This window comes from Gardnerella sp. Marseille-Q9691 (genome assembly GCF_046507715.1).
GTDB lineage: Bacteria > Actinomycetota > Actinomycetes > Actinomycetales > Bifidobacteriaceae > Bifidobacterium > Bifidobacterium greenwoodii.
On record NZ_JBKFXI010000004.1, the window covers coordinates 60758 to 82182 of the forward strand.

The following is a 21425-nucleotide window of genomic DNA, read 5'->3' on the forward strand; positions in this document are numbered from 1 at the left end:
GAGAACACACTTCAGTTTATGAATCTTTACTTGTGTTCTTTGAAGAATTCATACTTGCTTTCTGCGGACTTAAAGTTGGAATTCTTCATGTCTTTTACCATGGTCGCTTGTGCTTCTTTTACTGCGGAATCAATAGATTGACCATTTTGCATAACGTTTTGGAACGCTGCTTTGCTGCTGGTTTCCACCGTAGAAGGAGTGATGCCTGGCCAAATCAACCTATTCACACGAGGCTGAATAGCCCGCATTACCGGGGCCTTAAGAATCTCTGAATCATTCTGTAGCGATTTCTTCGCTGGGAACGAGTTCAGATGTTTCACTGCAGAGCGAATAAAAGCGTCGTTAGCGAGAATGAACTTGATAAAGTCTTGCGCCACGGCCTGCTGTTCTTTGCTTTGGTGGGCGTTGATTCCTGGAGTAGATTCGCCATTGTAGCGATCGTATGCAAATGGCGTTTCTTTCGCGAATGTTGGAGTTGGGAAAATGCCGTATTCTACGTTCGGATATTTTTCTTTCAGTAATCCTTCAAGCCAACCCCAAGCGTATACCATTCCGGATTGTCCATTGCCAAAGCTTTGCGTGTAATCAGTACCGAAGTCTGTTGCAATAACTTTGTCTTTGTCGTACAAATTCTTTAGGAATTGCATGTTTTCGCGCGTAATTTTGTTGTCAAAATTAGGCTTTTTGCCACTTTTATCGAACGCAAGTTCGCCACGTTGATAGTTCAAGCCTTGGTTGATTGCAGCGTATGCATCACCATTAACATTGAAACCGGCTTGTACCATCTTAGAACCGTTCCACTTGGTGAGTTTCTTTGCCACCTCGCGCAACTCGTCCCAAGTTGTAGGAATATCTGCTTCCGTTAAACCGGCTTCTTTCCAAAGCTTTTTATTGTAGTAAATATTGCCGGTATTGATAACCGAGTCAATATACTTTACTTTTCCGTTGGCATCTTCGTGTGCAACAGAGGAGCTGTAATCGGCTTCCATTGCTGCCTTGTCAACGTTGTAGTCGGCAGCGTATGGGCGTATAAGCTCATCCTTGGAATTGTGAATATTGAACAGAGCCGGGCCGTTTTTGCCTTTGAGCACTAACGGCAGTTTCGTCCAATAATCATCCCAAGCAACATTCTTCGTTTTGAACGTTACATTAGGGTAGATTTTCGTATACTGCTTGATCATATCGTAGATTGGGTCGGTACTGCTGTCTCCCCAGCTCCAATATTCCAAAGCAATTGGCTTGCCTTGATTAACAAGGTGGTTAGGATCATATTTCAATGCCTCGCCCATTACCGGCAAACCTTTATCTTTTTTTATGTCGGTCACACCAGCAGAATTGCTGCCACACGCGCTAACACTAGCAAGCATGCCTAAAACAGCGACACATGAAATACATATTTTTCTAATGTTCATTGTTACTCCACTTCTTCGTGAAATTAATGGGTAAAATCTATGATATTGCGAAAAGTTTTTACTGGTCAAACAGAAAAAATGTTAATGTAAAGGTTTTCATTTCAAATCCGTTGAACTGCACTATTTTTGCAAAAATAAATACTTTTTTACCCGCGTGTCTAAAAATGTAAACCTTTACATTTATTGTATTTACATAACACTTGTATGTTCTTTTTGAGGCGTATATGTAACACTCTTCATACTTGAGCAAAAAGAGGCAGAAGCACCGGAGGGAACAAAATGTCAAAAAATAGTATTAGCGATGTAGCTACGCTAGCAGGGGTTTCTATAGCAACTGTCTCTAGAACTTTCGCCCACCCAGACAAAGTAACACCAGCAACACGAGCAAAAGTTACACAAGCAGCAGAACAACTCGACTTTACTGTATCAAGAACCGCAGGAGTACTGAAATCAGGCAAATCATACCGCATAGCATTACTCATTGGCAGCAGTCACATAGAATGGTTCAGCGCTTGTATTATTGAAGGATTAAACGCTACGTTGCACGCAGCCGGATATGATCTAGTAATTTATTCAGTAGATGGTATCGAACAGCGTAAAACTTTCTTCAAAGAACTACCTTTACGCGGTAATACTGATGCTGTAATCGTATCTTCTTTCGATATCAGCAACAATGAGGCAGAGCAGCTTCAACGCATAAAAGTACCTATTGTGGGCATTAATTGTGTAGCGTCTAAAATTCTTTCTGCAGCAATCAGCATTGACGATGCTGCAGGAATTAAACTTGCAGTGCGCCATTTTACTACTTTAGGCCACAAAAAAATACTGTATGTTTACGAACATTTTAAGTCACCACTTCGCTTCAGCTCTTCAAGGCGAATCACCAGCTTTGAAACAATATGCAACGATATACCCGGAGTCCAAGGAAAAATCTTACCAATTGACTTTGGAGACAATCCCTTAAATGCCACTATTTCAGAACTATTTTCAAGCAGCAACCCTCCTACTGCACTGTGCTTTCACCAAGATTCCACAGCGATACCGTTCCTGTTTCGTTTGCAAAAACTAGGCATACGAGTGCCAGAAGATTTGTCTATTATTGGTTTTGACAACAGCACTTTTGCAGAAGCAGTAGGCTTAACTACCATTCGACAAAATCCATGTCTGATGGCTCAACAAGCCGCCAATATTGCTTTAGCACTTATTAACGAGCAGCCAATCACAAGACGCCATATTACAGCTCCACTTCAGCTTCTAATACGAAACTCAACTGGTCCTGCCCCAGACATTACAACTGCAAACTGATTTGCAGTAAAACTCGCTGTACAAACAAATCCGAAAACTGCTACGAAATGTTTTCAACGCAAGAATACTGCGAATAATGCTGCAATCGCCAGCATTACCGGATACCATGCGTACATTGTCCAGCGAAATACTGGCGAATCCTTATGGCCGTCTCCGTAAGGGCTGCGATAGTGCAAAACTGCCACGCCAATGCCTGGCGCGAGCATCGACATAGCGCCAAACATGCCGGAAATCAGCTCCATGCGAATTTCATGCTTTTGCATCAGCTCAAAAATCAGCACAAACACAAGGAATAGCGCGCCTCCCCAGAAAATTTGCTGACGCACATAAACTTTGCCAATAATATTCCACAATAATCCTGCAATTACTACTGCAGCATACGCAACACTGCGCAAAAAACCGCTAAAACGCTCTCGAACCATGTCAATTCCCATAAGAACAAACAGCGCAATTACGAGCGCAAACACTGGATTTTGCGAGCGCAAATCAAACGCGCAACCGGATGTAGTAAGATCGTACGGCACTTCGCAAATTATTGCCAAAATCAAAAGTCGCAATATATAAAGATTCACGTTATGCGTATTGTGATACCCGCGCATAAGAATCCACGCATACCATGGCAGCGCAGTCCAACTAACTACTTCGCAAAGAACCGCGAATGTAAGAGCAAGCATATTATCTTTGCGCAAGCCGCCGAACAAATGCGGTATTACGGGAGCGCTAAATGCACTAAGCATCATCATGAATGCGCCAAGCATTTTAAACTTGCGCAAAGTAATGCCCATTTTTATGTTTTTATCTGCACGAATTTTAGGCTTTAGCACATCCATGACTTGCACTCCCTCGTATTTCCACGAATTGTTTCGCATAACACTTACTCTAAGTAACGTTCTAGCGTTCTTTTTAAGTAACGTTCTTTTTAAATAACGCGCTTATTTTCCACTGCTCTGTTTTACTACCATTTATTGTATCGCAGTATTTATCGCGACTTAAAGCGGCAGATTGAATATTGCAAAACTTTGCGCGCCGAGTTTCAAAGAATTTCCGCAGCTTAATACTTCGCCAATTTTTAGCAAAGGATTTTCTACTGCTTCCTGAGTAAGATTTTCCAACGTTTCAAACGGTACCGTTTCGGCGTTCATTCCAGGGTTCATAACAACGATGCTTCTTTCGACAGCCGATTCTCCCTCGTTACTTTTTGCGCAACGCTCGTAAGCAAATCCGCGGCCGTCAACAGGAGCATATAACACTCGCCATGATGCGTCAGCTTGCAAAGAAGCGCGACTATGACGAAGCGCAATAAGCGAGCGCACCCACGAAAGGAAGGAATCTTCGCAATTAATTTGCGCAGAAACAGTTGGAATTTCGCCACTTTCTACAGCTTGTTTGCGAGAATTTGCGCAAGTTCTTCCATCTGCTCGCACTTCAACAGGCAAGTATAATTTAGATTTTGCAGCTGTTGAGAATCCGAGATTTTTTGTGTCATCCCACTGCATTGGCGTGCGCGTGCCGGTTCGAGCATAGCCGCCTTCTTTTGTTGGAATATCGCGATATTTCATGCCAATTTCGTCGCCGTAATACACAAAAGGCACGCCTGGCATTGTAAGTAGCATTCCGAAAGCTACTCTGCGCTCACGCTCATCTAAGCGCGGAGCCATGCGAGGCGTGTCATGATTGCAAGTGATGAAACTAAAGTAACCTTGGTTGCAAGTTGACTCATATTGTGGGCAGTAGTCGTCTAAGAATGGGCAAATGCTGCCACCACCGAGCGCATTAAAGTAGCTGTGATCATGTTCAGGACTGCTATCTAAAGCGTTATCAACATCACGAGCTAAACGTGCGTAGCCGTTAGGATTTCCATCCCAGCGCCAGCTTAAATAAAAGTCCATGTCAAACCCAGCTGCCAACGCCTGACGCGGCCTGCCCCATTCGGAAACGAAAGCAGCCTGCGGATACTCTTCTTTTACAGCGCCAAGCATTTCCTGCCATGCGCGAATCGTATTGTCTTTTCCAAGACTTCCTTCGCCATTATTGTCATCGTTTTTTACAAGCGAATCAGCCATATCAACACGGAAACCGTCAGCGCCGAGCGAAAGCCAAAAACGCATAACATCAACCATTGCGGCGCGAGTTTCGGCAGCCTCTTTAGAATCAGGCGAAGATTGCCAATCGCGATCCCTATGTGCAAAACCGTAGTTTAATGCAGGCTGGCATTTGAAGAAGTTTAGAATATAGGTGGCATCTCGCTCGGTTTCTCCGCCAATAAAAGGCATAGAATAGCCACTAAACGCGCTGTCAGTCCAAATGTAGCGCTTACTTAACTCGTTTTCTTGAGCTTTTGAACTTTCGCGGAACCACTCATGCTCTTCACTGGTGTGACCTGGCACTAAATCAAGCAAAATATGCATTCCACGAGTGTGAGCTTCATTAAAAAGCTGCTGCAAGTCTTCGTTAGTGCCGTAGCGAGCAGCTACTTTTTTGTAGTCACGCACATCGTAACCAGCGTCTTTAAAAGGAGAGTCGTAGCAAGGATTAAGCCAAATTGCGTTGCAGCCAAGCGATTTTACATAATCTAATTTTTCAATAATTCCTTGAATATCTCCTATACCATCGCCATTTGCATCATAAAAACTTTGCGGATAAATTTCGTAAAAAACCGCGTCTTTAAGCCATTGAGCATGATTATATAATCCCATTGCTTTACCCTTCTTTTGTTGCTATATAAAGTTTATACGACGACACTTTAAAAACATATTATTCAAAAAAATACAAACAACCCGCCATTCATTTGCAAACGACATAATATCCGTGTATACTACACATTGCTTACGAACGGATTTTTGTGAGACTTGTGACGCTGCTCTACGCAGCTATCGCGATGTTGCGCCACAACGAAATCCGTTACTACGCCACCAAATGATATGCCAGTTTTGGCATGATATAGGAGGTCAAGGATGACGAATATTAAGAAGATGCTGGGTGCAGGTCTTGCTGTTGCTACATTGTTTGGATTTGCAGCTTGCGGTTCTAGCACAAACACCGATAATAAGGCTGCTGAGTCCGGCCCTGTTCAGCTTACAGTTTGGTCTGCTTCTGAAGATCAGAAGGCAGGCGGCTGGGTTGACACCGTCGAGAAGGAATTCCAGAAGGCCAATCCAAACGTTAAGTTCAAGAACACTGTTGTTGAGCCACCAAAAGCTGCTGAGTCTGTAAAGAAGGACGCAAAGGCTGCTGCTGATGTTTATCTCTTCCCTAACGATCAGCTTGGCGACTTGGTTAAGGCTGGCGCAATTGGCCAGTTGAGCGATGACGCTGTAAAGCAGGTTAAGGAACAGAACGAAGATACTTTGGTTAATTCCGTCACCGCTCAGGACGGCAACATGTACGGCGTTCCTTACACCGGCAACACCTGGTTCATGTACTACAACAAGGCTAAGTTCTCCGCTGACGAAGTAAAGTCCCTCGACAAGATGCTCGAGAAGGGCAAGGTTGCATTCGATCTTAGCAACGCTTGGTACCTCCCAGGCTTCTACCTCGATGGCAACATGACACTCTTCGGCGAGAAGGGCACTGATGCCAAGGCTGGCATGAAGCTCGGCGACAAGGCTGCTGAAGTCACCAAGTATATCGCAAAGCTTTTCGCAAACAAGAACTTCGTTCTTGACGGCAACAGCGCTGGCTTGAACGGCCTCAAGAGCGGTAAGGTTGACGCTTACTTCTCCGGCTCTTGGGATGCTGCTGATGTAAAGAAGGCTCTCGGCGACAACTACGCTGCTGCTGCTCTTCCTACCTTCAAGACTGAATCCGGCGAACATCAGATGAAGTCCTTCGCTGGTTCTAAGGCTGTTGCTTACAACCCTAACTCCAAGCACCCAGAGATGGCTGCTAAGTTTGCTGCATTCTTGGGCTCCAAGAAGTCCCAGCAGATTGCTTACGAGAAGCAGGGCGTTATTCCTTCCGACAAGTCTCTTGCTGATTCCGTGAAGTCTGATCCAGCTGCTGTTGCTCAGATGGAAACCATTGCTAAGACTTCTGTCTTGCAGCCAGCAATCCCTGAGATGGGTAGCTTCTGGGAGCCAATGGGCAACTTCGGTAAGGCAATTGCCAATCATGAAGTTACCGAAGCAAATGCTGATGCTAAGACCGCTGACTTTGCCAAGGGCTTAGCTGGCGCCGTAAAGTAAGCATTTACTTTCGATAATTAAATAAGTTTATATAAATGCGTAAGTGAAAATTACAAGTAACTTGTGCATTTGCAAATAGCACGCCCCAGTCCCCACTCTAGTGAAAAGGGGCCGGGGCGTGCTATTTATATATACTTCTCTAAAGCACTCACTGTTTATATGAAAGGTATGTCATGACTGGCACGACATCCACAAAGCGAGAAAGGCGCCAGAAGAAGACGTCAAATATAGAACGCTTTGCTCCTTCACCATATTCACTGAAAGAGGCTGCAGAGCACGCAGACGTTCTTTCGTGGATTTCCGTTATTATCTTTGGTTTCGGCACTTTTGTTCGCAAACAATTCATTAAAGGCATTTTGTTCCTTTTGTGTGAAGCTGTTCTTTTTGGATTCTTATTCACAACCGGTGCAGAGTACCTTCCAAAAATTCTTACGCTTGGCACAAAAAAGCAAGGCAAGATTAAAGTCAATGGTTTCTGGCGTTATACTGCCGGAGATAATTCTGTAGAAATTTTGCTGTACAGCGTTATGGCGATTGCAGCAGTTATCGTGCTCATTTACTTAGCAACGCTATCTCTACGCAGCGCTTATAAGGCACAGGCTATTACAGCAAGCGGCCAAAAGCCAGTAAACTTTATTAAAGATGCTTCGTCTTTGCTCGACAGCAAAGCGCACATTGGTTTGATGACACTTCCAACCGCAGGTATTGTTCTCTTCACCATTTTGCCATTAATCTTCATGATTTCTATGGCATTCACCAGCTACGATAGGAATCACCCAGTTCTGTTTACTTGGACTGGATTAAACAACTTCTTCGCAATTGGTAACGCTAAGAGCTCTATTAACGCAGCTACATTCTTCGACGTTTTGCTGTGGACTCTTATTTGGGCATTCTTTGCAACATTCCTGAACTTCTTCTTCGGTATGTTTATTGCAATGATTATTAACCGCAAGTCCACTCGTCTTAAGGGATTATGGCGTACTTGCTTCTCTCTTACCATTGCAGTTCCACAGTTCGTGTCCTTGCTTGTTATGAACAACATGCTTCAGCGAAATGGTGCTATTAACAGCATCCTTCTGGAAAACCATTGGATTGCTCAACCTCTTCCATTCTTCCAAGATGTGACTTGGGCTCGCGTAACAGTTATTCTTATTAACCTTTGGGTTGGTATTCCATTCACGATTATGCAGATTACGGGTATTTTGCAGAATGTTCCTGCAGAACTTTACGAAGCTGCAGAGCTCGATGGTGCAAGTTGGTGGCAGCGTTTCATGAACGTCACTATGCCATACATCATCTTCGTGATGACTCCATACTTGATTACAACCTTCACTGGTAACATCAATAACTTCAACGTTATTTACCTCTTGTCTGGCGGCGAACCGACACCACTTGATTCTTCCGCAGGTAAGACAGATTTGCTTATTACTTGGCTCTACAAGTTGACAGTGGATCGCGGAGACTACAACATTGGTGCTGTTATCGGTATTATGACGTTCATTGTTCTAGCCGTCGTAGCACTTATTACGTATCGCAACTCTGGATCTTATAAGAACGAGGAGGGATTCCGGTGAGTAATAAAAATACCGCTATGCAGCAAGAACCTGTTGTACACAGCACTCGTAGCGTCTCTCTGTTTAAAGATCAACGTATACGAAGAATAATCGGAGATATTTTCTCCCACCTATTCTTGGCTGTACTGTCGATTATTTGGTTGATTCCAATTGTTTGGGTTTTCTTGGAAAGCTTCAACAAGAACGAATCCCCATTCCAGAAGACATTCTTCCCAACAGAGTATTCGTTCAATAACTATATTCGCTTGTTCACCGAGCGCGAAGCCTTGGACTTCCCGCGCATGTTCTTGAACACTTTGGTTGTGTCCATTTTCGTGTGCATTATTTCCTTGCTCTTCGTACTTGCCGTGTCGTTCTGCATGTCTCGCCTTCGCTTCCGCGGACGTAAGACATTCATGAATATTGCTTTGATTTTGGGCATGTTCCCAGGCATCATGGCAGTTATCGCTATCTACTTCATTTTGAAGGCTCTCGGTTTGACGAATGGTTCGGTTGTTCTAATCGCACTTATTATCGTCTACTCCGCAGGTAGCGGCGCCGGCTTCTACGTTATGAAGGGCTACATGGATACGATTCCAAAGTCTTTGGATGAAGCTGCTTACTTGGATGGTTGCACTACTTGGCAAGTCTTCTACAAGATTATCCTCCCAATCTGCAAGCCTATGATTGTGTTCCAGGCAATCACAAGCTTCTTGGGCCCATGGCTTGACTTCGTTATGGTTAAGACGATTGCCAACAGCCAGGACAACTACACTGTTGCTTTGGGCTTGTGGAAGATGCTTGATAGGGAATTTATTAGCCACTGGTTTGCGCGATTCTGCGCAGGCGCTGTGTGCGTTTCGATTCCTATTGCAATCCTGTTCATCATTATGCAGCGCTTCTACGAAGAGTCCATGTCTGGCTCCGTTAAGGGCTGATATTCTGCAAGTGATTTGTAGGATTTAAAAAAAAAGATGAAGGCCGAGGCGCTTTCGAGCGTTTCGGCCTTCTTTATTACGCAATTCAAAACATCAAAAAAAAAAAAATTAAAAAATTAAATAGTCGAGGTTAAAAATAATCTAAAATAACTTAAGCTACTCGCAGTTTGACTCAAAACGATACTGGTTACAAAACCTTACTGCATTAAGCCAAATGACGCTCGAATAAAGTTACGTACAAATAAAAATTCCAACTAATAAATTAAAAATAAGTAAATCGTAAAATTTAATATCACACTTAATTGCAAAACATACAGTAAGATAGTACTTACGAAATAACAAAATAAGAAGGATATTACACATGACGTTCCCATCTTCGGCAACCTGGCCAGTGTACGAAGGTCCTCTCGGTTTTACTTTGAACTCAAAGTCCACAACTTTCACCATGTGGGCTCCGACTGCACAAACTGTGACTTTAAGACTTTTTGAAACAGGCAATAACAGCGAGCCTACTCAAACACACGAGTTAAAACCGCTGCACGACGGCGCTTGGCGTATTAATTTCCGCAAGCGCTTGGACGGCATATACTACGATTATCTCATCGCTTTCCCTGATGGCACTGTAAATCGCACAAGCGACCCTTGGGGTATTGCGAGTGGTGTAAACGGAGAGCGCAGCCTTGTTGTAGACGAAGAGCGCATATCTCCTGCCAATTGGCATAAAGATAAGTCTCCTAAGTTTGTGCGCCACGCAATGGTTGTGTGGGAAACGCATGTTGCTGACTTCAGCAGCAATCCTAATGGCGGTTTTAAGCCGGAACATCGCGGCCAGTATCTCGCTTTTACCGAAGAGCATACAACTTTACAAAACCCAGATTCTTCCGACTGCAACTTCCCTACCGGATTGGATTATTTAAAGAAGCTTGGCGTTACACACGTACAGCTCGAACCTATTTACGATTTTGCAACAGTTGACGAAGCTGCAATCGACAATGCGCGCAAAAATGGTGCTTCAGCCGAAGAATTAGATTCTCTATACAACTGGGGTTACGATCCTCACGCTTATAACGTTCCAGAAGGCGCATATTCTAGCAATCCGTACGACGGCACTGCACGCATACGCGAATGTAAAGCAATGATTGCGGCATTACATGCTAATGGTCAACGCGTAATTATGGATGTTGTGTACAACCACATGTATCGTTCCGCAGAAAATGCTTTTGAATGTGTTGCTCCTGGATACTTCTGCAGGCGTAATGCAGATGGATCATTCTCTAATGGTTCTGGATGCGGCAACGAAATGGCTTCTGAGCACCCTATGTTCCGCAGGTTTATTATTGAATCTTTGCTACATTGGGCGCGCTGCTACCATATTGACGGATTCCGCTTCGATCTTATGGGTTTGACGGATACAGAAACTTTGAATCAGGCTCGCGCAGAACTAGATAATCTTCCTGGCGGCAAAGATATTGTTATGTATGGCGAACCTTGGGGCGCTTCAGACCCTGCTGCCGACGAAGCAATTTCTTTGGGAAATAAGGAAGGACGTCATACTCTTAATGAGCGCATTGGCTGGTTTAGCGACGAATCTCGCGATTCCCTTAAAGGCAATGTTATGAATCATCGCGACCGCGGCTATGTTAATGGCAACGAATTTTGGTGCTGCGATGCTGCTCGTCAAGCGTTGGACGCGTGGAGAGATACTCCTTCTGCAGGTAAAGACGTTGGCCAAATCGTTCAGTACACTTCTGCTCACGACGATTTAACTTTGTGGGATAAGCTTTGTATTTCTATGCGTGACAATGCTGGCGATTTTGAGTTTAACGCCCAAGACAAGCGGCAGGTTGCAGATATTTTGAACGCGAACATGTTTGCAGCAGGAATGGTTCTTTGCTCTGCTGGCATCCCATTTATGCTAAGTGGAGAAGAGTTTGGACGCACTAAGCACGGTTGCGATAATTCTTACAATCGCGGCGTTTTGCTAAATCAGCTTGATTGGGCGCGCGCTGAACAATTCAAGCCTTTAGTTAATTGGTATAAGGATCTTATTGCGCTTCGAGCAGAATACAGCGCATTGTACGACGGTAAGCGAAAGCAGCTTACTACATCTAATCGCACTGTTTTAGCTACTAGAATCGGCAATAATATTATTGTTTGCGCAAATCCTATGTATCATGAAGATGCAACTATTGAGTTACCAACAATTCACAGCACAAAGTCTAAGGGCTGGAATTGCATACTTAATTCAAACGATTATTATTCCGATTGGACAGGCTCTAAGCCTGAGTCTGACGCATTTATTGCAAATGAAGAAAATAATACTACTCTGCATTTGCCAAGACGCACTTTCGTAGTGCTTAGTGCTAAATAACTGCGTTTTAAAAAAACTTACACCTGATATCGCAACGCTAATTTGCAAACGATATCAGGTGTTTATATAATTGACAAACAGAGCGTATTTCAATCCAGAGATGTATTGAGTGCACTCTACCGCCATAGTGGCACGTTTGGCACGCTTACGACGACGTTAGGGATGTGCCAGATTAATAGATAGAAGGAGCACCATGAGCAAAACAGCTAACGGCACAGCTGACACTGATAAGCCTATGGAAGAAAGCGCTGAGCGTCTTGCGCGCCCGCTTATAAAACTTGCAAAAGCATGCGGTGTTGCCACTTTTTATATTGATCAGCAGGGAAGCTACACAGAGATTACAGACGAAGCATTGGTTGGAGTGCTTGACGCATTAGGGATGCCTGCTGACACTCAAGATAATATAGCGTCATCGTACAAGCGAGTGCAGTCTAAGAGAGCCAGTGAACTACTTCCTCCAACTGTAGTTTCATTTAACGGCACAAAAACTTGCGTACCAATTCACGCTGGGGGTTCTAAGCCGGAAGATATTAGACTTTCGCTTACGCTTGAAGACGGCACTGATTATGAAGGCAAATTAGGGAATATCCTAACGGAGGAAGACGGCGACCTATACACTGAACTTCCTGACGATTTGCCAATGGGATACCACACTTTGCACGCTCAAGTAACGAATAAAAACGGCGAAATTTCGCAGAATGCAGACGTTACATTGATTGCAGCCCCGGCACGCATTCCTCTTCCGGAAAGCGTAAAGAAGCAGCACCGTTGGGGCTTTATGACGCAAATGTATTCTGTGCGTTCTAAAGACTCTTGGGGAATTGGCGATTATGGCGATTTGCGTCGCCTACTTAAGGATGCTGGAGAAATCGGCAAAGCTGATTTTATGCTGATTAATCCAATTCACGCATGCGCTCCTGTAACTCCACTTGAGCCTTCTCCATACTTGCCTGAATCGCGTAGATTCTTGAATGTTACGTATATTCGCCCGCAAGATATTCCAGAATATGCTGAATTAAACGGAGAAGATCTTGCTAAAGTCGAGCAACTGCACGAGTCTATTGCTCCTCAAAACAATAATCCAAATCCTATGGATATTAACGCTGCTTGGGACGCTAAGCTTCCGGCTCTGCGTATAATCTTCAAGCAGCCTCGCTCTGCAGAACGCGAGCGCGAGTTTACTGAGTTTAAGCATCGTTCCGGTGAAGATCTTGATGCTTTTGCCACTTGGTGTGTTGCTTTTGAAGTTTGGGGCGCTCCTTGGGGAGAAAACTTGTGGTTTGACACTACTGGTAAAGGCACTCCGCAAATTGAACGACTTAAGCGCGAGCATGCTGATTTGTTTGAGTTCCATCGTTGGCTCCAGTGGATTGCAGACGAGCAGGTTGCTGCAGCTCACGCTGAAGCTAAGGCTGCAGGCATGGCAATTGGTCTTATGCAGGATATGGCTGTTGGCGTACACGGCTACGGAGCTGACGTTTGGTGGAGCCCGGAACGATTTGCTAACGGCGTAAGCGTTGGTGCCCCTCCTGATTTCTACAACCAGCAGGGCCAGGATTGGGGTCAGCCTCCATTCGATCCAAATTACCTGGACGAAACAGGCTATATTGCTTACCGCGATATGGTTCATAACGTGTTCTTGCATGCTGGAGCTGCACGAATTGACCACGTTCTTGGGCTTTTCCGCCTGTGGTGGATTCCGCAAGGCCAGGGAGCAAGAAACGGCGCATACGTGTACTACAACGTAGACGCAATGATTGCAGTTCTGACTATTGAAGCAACTCGCGCAGGCGGTGTTGTTATTGGCGAAGATTTGGGAACTGTACCGAAGTATGTTTCTAAAGTTCTTGCTTCTCACGGCGTGCTTGGCACTGTTGTTGAGTGGTTTACTCACGACGACGAAGCTGAAGCTGCTACTAAGAAGCTTGGAAAGAAGCAGATTATATTTGCTGATCCTTCTAAGTACCGCGAGTATGCGCTTGCTTCTGTTACAACGCACGATATGCCGCCTACAGCGGGTTATCTTGCGTTTGAGCACGTAAAACTTCGCGAACAGCTTCACTTGCTTACGGATTCTGTAGAAACGTTCCTGGAGAACGCTCAAGCTGAACGCGATGCAATGATGAAGATGCTTCTTGAAGGCGGCTGGATTAGTAAAGAAGCTGCCGAGGATGTTGAAAATCACGTACAAGAGATTGTGGAAGCTATGCATGCGATTATGCTTACTTCCCCATCGTTGCTGCTGCAAGTTGCTTTGGTTGATGCTGTTGGCGAGCGCCGCTCTCAGAATCAGCCTGGCACTAGCACGGAGTATCCAAATTGGCGTATTCCGCTTGCTGATGCAGATGGTCGCGTAGTCCACACTGATGAAGTATTTAAGTCGCCACGAGTGCTTTCTATGACAGCGGTTATGCGCGGCGAAAATACAAGGAAGTGAGTATAATTAAAACGTTGGTTTACTGAGAACCGACTCAATTCCCCGCAAGGAATATGGTTTGCACAGTAGCAAATTAAAAATATTTCTTGCAATGATGTCCTATGTGAGGCGAGTATCTACGATGATACTCGCCTCATTAATTATTTGCATAAATTACTTCTTAATATACTTTGCGAAAACACGCTCCAACAAAGGCGTGTGAAGCATAATAGTCGATCCCCAACCGATGAATAATAGCAAAGGTAAGCCTTGCGGAAAGTAAATAACTGATGCAGCCACAAGGCCTATAAAAATAGCGTCAACAATAATCATTCCAAGCGTTGCTTGCCAGTATGCAACGCTGAAAATAAAAGCATTCAGAATAGTTTTGCCAATAGAATTTTCAAAACGCGCTTGTAATGCAAAAACCCATTCTGCTATAAGAATCCAGATTATGCTTATTGCAAATTGCGGTATTAAAAGCGGTGGTATTCTAACTGCAATCCAAGCCCATAATATAAGAGCCAAAAATGGAGCCATTACAATCCAGATTACAGTTGATTTCAAAAAGTTGCTGGCAAAAGCACGAAAGTATGCAGAAGTCATGTGTCCTTCAGCATTTTCTACACGTCTTGCAGCGTCGTGCGCTGCGCTAACAGCTGCACCAATGGTGATTAAAGGTATGCTAGTAACAATCATAAGTATGGTAAGCCACACTGTATTAGCAAATGTTTCCATACCTTGCGCAAACTTTGAATCCGGGCTTCCAAACGAGAACATTTAATATATCTCCTTTACGTTTCTGTTTGCGCTATTTATAGCTGACTTACTAGCAATACTCTTACTAACAATACCCCTACCAACAATACAATGGTGGTGACTTACAAATCTTACGACCGTAGTCACCACCATTATTTTAACCACTTGAGATTTTGGAGGAGAAGAAATCTCAGCCTTTTACCGCACCTGACATAACGCCTTTGATAATATACTTCTGGCAGATGAGGTAGAAGATAATAATTGGAAGAATGGCAAGAACCAAGCAGCCCATCATGGCACCCATTTCAACGGAACCATAGCCACCCTTCAAATACTGAACTGCAATCGAAACCGTCTTGTACTTGTTCAAGTCCAAGGTAAGGTACGGAAGCAGGAAGTCGTTCCAAATCCACATAGTTTGCAGAATAGACACAGACACAATTGCTGGTCGCATAATTGGAATAATAATCTGGAAGAATATGCGCGGCACAGAAGCACCATCAATCATTGCAGACTCTTCAAGTTCTTGTGGTATTCCCTTAATTACACCAGTGAAAATAAACACTGCAAGACCAGCGCCAAAGCCTAAGTAGATAATCCACAATCCCCATGGAGTGTTCAATCCGAGCTTGTTAGTGATGTCGGAAAGAGTGAACATAACCATTTGGAATGGCACAATCATGTTAAATAGGAACAGCACGTAAAGCATTACAGCGAACCAATTGTTGACTCTAACAATCCACCATGCGCACATTGATGTGCAAAGCAGAATTAAAATCACAGCTCCAACGGTAATTACTATAGTCCACCAGAAGCTCATTATAAGATTCGTGCGCTCAATACCTAGGGAGTAGTTACCAAGCCCAATAAACGTTTTTGGATCAAAACTAAAAGGCTCGCTAGCAATATAAATCTTCGACTTGAAAGAATTTATAAAAACTATAGCGATTGGGAAAATCCAAAGTAAGCTTACGACGGTAAAGAAGATTGTCCAAAGTACCGGATGCTTCATTTTCTCGTTCATGCCACTACCTCCTTAGACCTAGTAAGCATATTCTGAATCAAAGCAATAACAGCTACAATCACGAAGAACACAACTGCTTTTGCCTGACCAACGCCTTCACCATTTGTACGCCCGTAGAAAGTGTTGAAAATGTTCAAAGCCAACATTTCAGACTTATGAGAAGGCATACCGTTCGTCAAAGCCAAGTTCTGATCGAATAGCTTGAAACCGTTGGTAACTGTTAAGAATGTGCAAACAGTAATCGAAGGCATCATAAGAGGTATTGTAATCTTAAACAGCGTTTGCATCGGGGTTGCGCCATCAACTGCCGCAGCCTCAATAACATCTCCTGGAAGAGCTTGCAAACCAGCAATATAAATAATCATCATATAGCCGATTTGCTGCCAGCAAATAAGCAGAACCAATCCCCAGAAGCCATACACGGCAGAATATGTAATAGAACGGCCGAAGTATGCCAAAATACCATTAAGTACCAGCTGCCAAACATAGCCCAACACAATGCCGCCAATAAGATTTGGCATAAAGAACACAGTGCGGAAAACGTTTGATCCACTGAACTTCTTAGTAAGCATATAGGCAATTGCAAAAGCAATTACGTTAATAAGAACAGTTGTTACAACAGTAAACGCTATAGTGAACATTAGCGAATGAAGGAAATGAGGATCCTTAAACGCCTTAACGTAATTACGAACGCCAATGAATTTACTATCCGTAACAGCATGGAATCTAGTAAAACTCAAATACACGCCCATAATAAACGGCACAACAAAACCAATAATAAAAGCCGCAAATGTTGGCAAAGCGAATAACGCCCACCATTTACGTATTGCTTTTCCGCTCATACTAATCATGACTCGTCACTTTCTCCTCCTTGAGTGCGACGTCACCATAGACGTCGATGTCCGAACCAATATCTTCATTCTACTACATGAATGAGCGATGTCAAACGTTGTCATTTTCTTGCAAAGAATTTATAACAAATTGCAATTCTATAATTAAAAAATTGCTTGCTATCATTGGCTTTTTAACAAAATCTGCTAAAATGGAAACGGTTGCAAACGTTTGTTTATTACGAACCACAAAAGTTCGTATCAAACAACCTACACGATGCCGTGTTAAAACGTTTGGTGTATGGGAATAAAGGAGTTCACATGCCGGCAAATATTCAAGATGTTGCAGATAAAGCACACGTGTCTGTTTCTACCGTGTCTCGTTCATTTACACGCCCAGATTTAGTTTCAGCTTCAACTCGCAACAAGGTATTGGAAATCGCAGAAAAGTTGAACTTTTCTATTTCCAAATCTGCAGCAGCATTAAAATCCGGCCGAACTTTGCGCATAGCTTTACTTGTAAGCGACCAAATTCGCCTATGGTTCAGCGCATCTATTATTCAAGGTCTTAACCAAGTATTTCACAGCGCAGGCTACGATTTATCTATTTTCCAGATTTCTAGTAGTGAGGAGCGTAACGAATTTTTCACAATGCTTCCAACTAGACGAAACGCAGACGCTGTTGTTGTATGCTCTTTTGACGTAAACACTAACGAAATTGAGCAGCTTAAAACTACAGGCGTGCCTATTGTTGGCATAAATTGCTTGCATCCTAAGGATTGTGATTTTGATGCAACTATTAATATTGACGATGATCAAGGCGCGCGGCTTATGGCACGTCACTTGATTGGATTAGGGCATCACAATATTGCATATGTTCGCACTACTCGCGATGTTTCACTACATTTCAGCGTTTTGCAACGTTATCATTCATTCATTGACGAGTGCAAAAAGAACGCTATTACGCCAATTGAGATTGTTGCTCCAGCTAATTTAGACAGAATAAGCGCTATAGTTTCTATGCTTCTTGGAAACGCAACAATGCCAACTGCTATTGCTTGCCAGGAAGACGGGATTGCAATACCTCTTATGTTCCAGCTTGCTCGTAGCGGTTATGCAACTCCTAGCGATGTATCAATTATTGGTTTTGACGATAGTTTTTACGCTCACGAAACTGGTTTAACTACTATTAGGCAAGATCCGGTTGAGATTGCGGCAACTGCAGCTAAAATAACACTTTCGCTTATAAACGGTCAGGAAGTTGACAATCCTTATAGAATTGTGCCAGCTCAACTTATTGTGCGCTCAAGCACAGCTGCTTTATTAAGCGAGTAAATATTTTATTTTATTTAAGCAAGTAGCTTTTTATAATTCCTACCCACTATTTAAATAACAAAAATCCGCTAGGACTTAACACTAAACTGTGTCAGTATCCTAGCGGATTCGCTTACGTCACCTTTGCTTACTTACGTCAGAGGTGTAACGTTTATTAATTTATTTTAGATCACTCATCGTCTTCGTGAGCCTGAGCATATTCCTTAGCCCAGCCATCAACGAATGCGGTCTTAACCTTATCCCACTTGCCAGTGCCCTGAGCGTACTCAAGCAAAGCGGAGCCAAGATCGTTCTTCCAGTTGTCAGATGGCATGACGGTGAAGTTCCAGCTTACTGGGGTCTTACCGGACTTTGCATCCTCAACAGCTGCCTGAGTCAATGGGTTGTCGGACTTAATGTCTGCGAAGCTCTTGAATGGAGTTGTGAAGCCCATCTGCTTGGACAAAGCATCCTTACCTGCATCGGAAGTAAGCAGCCACTTCAAGAAGTCCTTAGTAGCCTTCTTGTTTGCGTCAGAAGCCTTATCGTTGATGCACCAGTAATTCTCAGAACCGGTGGCCAAGCCCTGCTTCTCTTCTCCCTTAGCACCAATGTAAATTGGGAGCATGCCAAGATCTTCAGCCTTCATACCAGCCTTGGAGAGGTCACCCCAAGCCCAAGTACCATTCTGATAGAACACAGCCTTGTTCTGGGAGAATTCAGCGTTTGCATCTTCACCAGTCTTGGAGCTGAGCTGAGTTGCAGGAGTGGTGGAATCATTGATGTAGAGATCGAAGATCTTCTTGTAACCATCAAGGAACGTACCCTTAACCTTTGCAGGCTGCTTGGTAACGTGATCTTCCTTGAACTCGTAGTACAGAGGAAGATTTGCAAGGTGGGTCTTGAAGCGCCAGTCAGAGCTGGAATCGAAACCTGCAGAAGTAAATGCACCATCAACACCGAGATCTGCCTTATGCTTCTGAATGTCGTCAGCAACAGCCTTCAACTTGTCGAAGGAGTTGATTTCTTCAGCAGACTTAACCTTAGCATCCTTAAGCTCGGTGTACTTCTTGAGCAAAGCCTTGTTGTAAATCAAGCCGTAGGTTTCCATTGCGTATGGAACACCAACAACCTTATCTCCATCCTTAAGAGCAATATCCTTGTTCTGAAGCTGGTTGTAAAGCTCGGTATCCTTCAAATCAGCAGTGTAATCTTTCCAGCTTGCGTAACCGACTGGACCGTTAATCTGGAAGAGTGTAGGAGCTTCGTCGCCCTTGCTGATTTCGCTCTTCAAAGACTGCTCGTATGTACCAGAAGCAGCGGTCTGAACCTTTACCTGAACGCCAGTCTTCTTGGTATATTCCTTAGCAACTTCCTTCCACTGGTTTGCAGCTTCTGGCTTGAAGTTCAAGAAGTAAACCTTACCCTTCTCAGCGGCTTTTTCGCTGGAAGAGGAACCGCAAGCTGCGAGAGCGCCAAAAGCCATCGCTGAGCAAGCTACCAGTGCAATTGTTGACTTAATCGTACGATTCATCATCGAACCTTTCTCGTATGCCGACAATCCCTTCATTGGACTGCCACACCACTAGGTGTCCTTATCGACAATACTTATTATGCCTCAAATATTTGAATATTGCAAACGATGGCATAACCTAAATTAACGCGTGTCGCCATAAAAACTGCACATAATAATATCTTTAATGAAATTGGAAGGTATTTTTGAAAATAATTAAAGGGATTACGCAACAATTTAGCAAACGATTGCGCAACCCCTTGAGGATTATAGTTCAAAACAAATTATTTAATTAAGCTAACTACGCCCATGAGCAATCTTATATTCCTTAGCCCAGCCGTTAACGAACGCGGATTGAAGAGTACTCCACGCCTTTTCAGCGCCAATAGAAGTCATACCGTCTTTTGTCGCTTGAGCGTATGTAAGCAGATCAGAGCCAACATCGTCTTTCCAACCGTTAGATGGCATAGTAAGAAACACCCATTTAACAGGCACTTTGCCAGGCTTAGCAGTGTACTCAACAGCGGCCTGAACAAGAGGATTTTCTGCTTTAGGGAAACCTATGAAAGGAGTAGCAAAGCCCATCTTATTAGCTAAAGCATCCTTACCATAATTTGAAGTAAGTAACCAACTAAGGAAGGCATTAGTTGCCTGCTGATTCTTTTTTGAAGCCTTTTTATTAATGCACCAATAGTTTTCAGAACCGGTAGCCATACCTTGCTTCTCTTCGCCATTAACACCAATATAAATTGGTAGCATGCCAACATCGGCAGGCTTTATGCCAGCTTTTGAAAGATCACCCCAAGCCCAAGTACCATTCTGGTAGAACACAGCTTTACCAAGAGCAAACTCATAAACAGCATCCTCGCCAGTTTTAGTGCTTAACTGACTTACAGGAGTTGTGGAATCAGAAATATAAAGGTCAAAAATCTTCCTGTAATTATCAACATATTTTTCATTTATTCTCTGCGGCTGGCCTTCAACACCATCTTCCTTGAATTGATAATACAAAGGCATATTTGCAAGATGTGTTTTAAAGCGCCAGTCGGAGCTCAAATCAAAACCTGCAGACGCAAAAGCACCGTCAATTCCAAGCTCATCCTTGCGTTTTTGCAAATCGTCTGCAACTTCTTTCAACTTATTAAAATTAGTTATTTGATCTTCAAAAGATTTGCCGTCTTCTTCCGGCTTCAACTTTGCATCTTTAAGATCCGCATACCTAGCAAGCAAAGCCTTGTTGTAAATCAAGCCGTAATTTTCAGTAACATATGGCACAGCAACTGGTTTACCTTTATCCGTAAAAGCAAGATTTTTATTGCTAAGTTGCATATAAAGAGGAGAACTAGTTAGATCCGCAGTGTAATCCTTCCAGTTAGCGTAGCCCACAGGGCCGTTAATCTGAAATAGAGTAGGCATGCCATCTGGATTATTTTTATTTTTCTCGACTTCAGTTTTAAGTCTCTTTTCATACTGGCCACCAGTTGGTGTAACTATGCTTACTGTAACACCAGTTTCATCCGTGTACTTTCTAGCAACTTCTTCCCATGCAGCAGTAGCTTCAGGCTTCAAGTTGAAGAAAATAACCTTCCCATTAGCAGACCTATCGGTATTTGCACCAAAAGACTTAGAAAAACCAAAAGCAGCAAACGCGCAAGCCGCCAAAACAGCGCAAACCACTAGCGCAATAATCGACTTAACTGAACGACTCATCATCGAACCTTTCCACATACTGCTAATCTCTTCCAAACTAACTAATTACCACTATTGAATACTGTTTAAACCACAGTAGTGAACCAATACTACAGC

At 43.5% G+C, this 21425-nt stretch carries 15 protein-coding genes; 7 read left to right on the forward strand and 8 right to left on the reverse strand.

Features of this window, described 5'->3' with window-relative positions; genetic code table 11:
• Positions 1–26 precede the first annotated feature (26 nt).
• Positions 27–1412, reverse strand: coding sequence for an extracellular solute-binding protein (locus tag ACLD6A_RS06220; RefSeq protein ID WP_308583026.1), 1386 nt, complete (start codon positions 1410–1412; stop codon positions 27–29).
• Between the two features lie 279 nt (positions 1413–1691).
• Between ACLD6A_RS06220 and ACLD6A_RS06225 the strand changes: the two genes are divergently transcribed.
• On the forward strand, positions 1692–2717 hold the full coding sequence (locus ACLD6A_RS06225) for a LacI family DNA-binding transcriptional regulator (RefSeq protein WP_410313861.1): 1026 nt from the start codon (positions 1692–1694) through the stop codon (positions 2715–2717).
• A gap of 53 nt (positions 2718–2770) precedes the next feature.
• Here the strand turns inward: ACLD6A_RS06225 and ACLD6A_RS06230 are convergent, their stop codons facing one another.
• Together ACLD6A_RS06230 and ACLD6A_RS06235 are read right to left on the reverse strand one after the other, a co-directional pair.
• Positions 2771–3547, reverse strand: a complete 777-nt coding sequence (locus ACLD6A_RS06230) for a TraX family protein (protein ID WP_410313874.1) — start codon at positions 3545–3547, stop codon at positions 2771–2773.
• Positions 3548–3706: 159 nt separating this feature from the next.
• Positions 3707–5413 carry an alpha-amylase family glycosyl hydrolase gene (locus tag ACLD6A_RS06235; protein WP_410313862.1) on the reverse strand — a complete coding sequence of 569 codons (1707 nt, stop codon included), beginning with the start codon at positions 5411–5413 and terminating at the stop codon, positions 3707–3709.
• A 258-nt stretch (positions 5414–5671) separates the two neighbouring features.
• Here ACLD6A_RS06235 and ACLD6A_RS06240 point away from each other — a divergent pair, with 258 nt between their 5' ends.
• From ACLD6A_RS06240 to malQ, 5 genes are all read left to right on the forward strand, one after another.
• A complete protein-coding gene (locus ACLD6A_RS06240; protein ID WP_246906251.1) occupies positions 5672–6901 on the forward strand; it encodes an extracellular solute-binding protein in 1230 nt (409 codons plus the stop codon).
• A 173-nt stretch (positions 6902–7074) separates the two neighbouring features.
• Complete coding sequence (locus ACLD6A_RS06245) at positions 7075–8475, forward strand: carbohydrate ABC transporter permease (protein ID WP_410313863.1); 1401 nt, start codon at positions 7075–7077, stop codon at positions 8473–8475.
• Complete coding sequence (locus ACLD6A_RS06250) at positions 8472–9392, forward strand: sugar ABC transporter permease (RefSeq protein ID WP_004129320.1); 921 nt, start codon at positions 8472–8474, stop codon at positions 9390–9392. Before ACLD6A_RS06245 ends, ACLD6A_RS06250 begins: the two co-directional genes overlap by 4 nt.
• A 361-nt stretch (positions 9393–9753) precedes the next feature.
• On the forward strand, positions 9754–11763 hold the full coding sequence (pulA, locus tag ACLD6A_RS06255; RefSeq protein WP_410313864.1) for a type I pullulanase: 2010 nt from the start codon (positions 9754–9756) through the stop codon (positions 11761–11763).
• Between the two features lie 193 nt (positions 11764–11956).
• The gene (gene malQ, locus ACLD6A_RS06260; RefSeq protein WP_004137100.1) at positions 11957–14200 is read left to right on the forward strand and encodes a 4-alpha-glucanotransferase; all 2244 of its coding nucleotides are present in this window, start codon (positions 11957–11959) and stop codon (positions 14198–14200) included.
• Between the two features lie 153 nt (positions 14201–14353).
• On the opposite strand, the gene ACLD6A_RS06265 is transcribed toward malQ, so the two are convergent.
• The 3 genes from ACLD6A_RS06265 to ACLD6A_RS06275 form a co-directional block, all read right to left on the reverse strand.
• Positions 14354–14959: a DUF624 domain-containing protein gene (locus tag ACLD6A_RS06265; RefSeq protein ID WP_004137098.1), complete on the reverse strand. Its 606-nt coding sequence runs from the start codon at positions 14957–14959 to the stop codon at positions 14354–14356.
• 169 nt (positions 14960–15128) lie between these two features.
• A complete protein-coding gene (locus ACLD6A_RS06270; RefSeq protein WP_308582622.1) occupies positions 15129–15962 on the reverse strand; it encodes a carbohydrate ABC transporter permease in 834 nt (277 codons plus the stop codon).
• The gene (locus ACLD6A_RS06275) at positions 15959–16813 is read right to left on the reverse strand and encodes a carbohydrate ABC transporter permease (RefSeq protein WP_116794466.1); all 855 of its coding nucleotides are present in this window, start codon (positions 16811–16813) and stop codon (positions 15959–15961) included. Before ACLD6A_RS06275 ends, ACLD6A_RS06270 begins: the two co-directional genes overlap by 4 nt.
• 300 nt (positions 16814–17113) lie before the next feature.
• On the opposite strand from ACLD6A_RS06275, the gene ACLD6A_RS06280 reads away from it, so the two are divergent.
• On the forward strand, positions 17114–18127 hold the full coding sequence (locus ACLD6A_RS06280; RefSeq protein WP_410313865.1) for a LacI family DNA-binding transcriptional regulator: 1014 nt from the start codon (positions 17114–17116) through the stop codon (positions 18125–18127).
• 169 nt (positions 18128–18296) lie between these two features.
• Here ACLD6A_RS06280 and ACLD6A_RS06285 read toward each other — a convergent pair whose 3' ends face one another.
• Positions 18297–19643 (reverse strand): ABC transporter substrate-binding protein, encoded by a 1347-nt coding sequence (locus tag ACLD6A_RS06285; RefSeq protein ID WP_032841747.1) that lies wholly within the window; start codon positions 19641–19643, stop codon positions 18297–18299.
• 273 nt (positions 19644–19916) lie between these two features.
• Positions 19917–21332: an ABC transporter substrate-binding protein gene (locus ACLD6A_RS06290; RefSeq protein ID WP_410313875.1), complete on the reverse strand. Its 1416-nt coding sequence runs from the start codon at positions 21330–21332 to the stop codon at positions 19917–19919.
• Between the last annotated feature and the right edge of the window lie 93 nt (positions 21333–21425).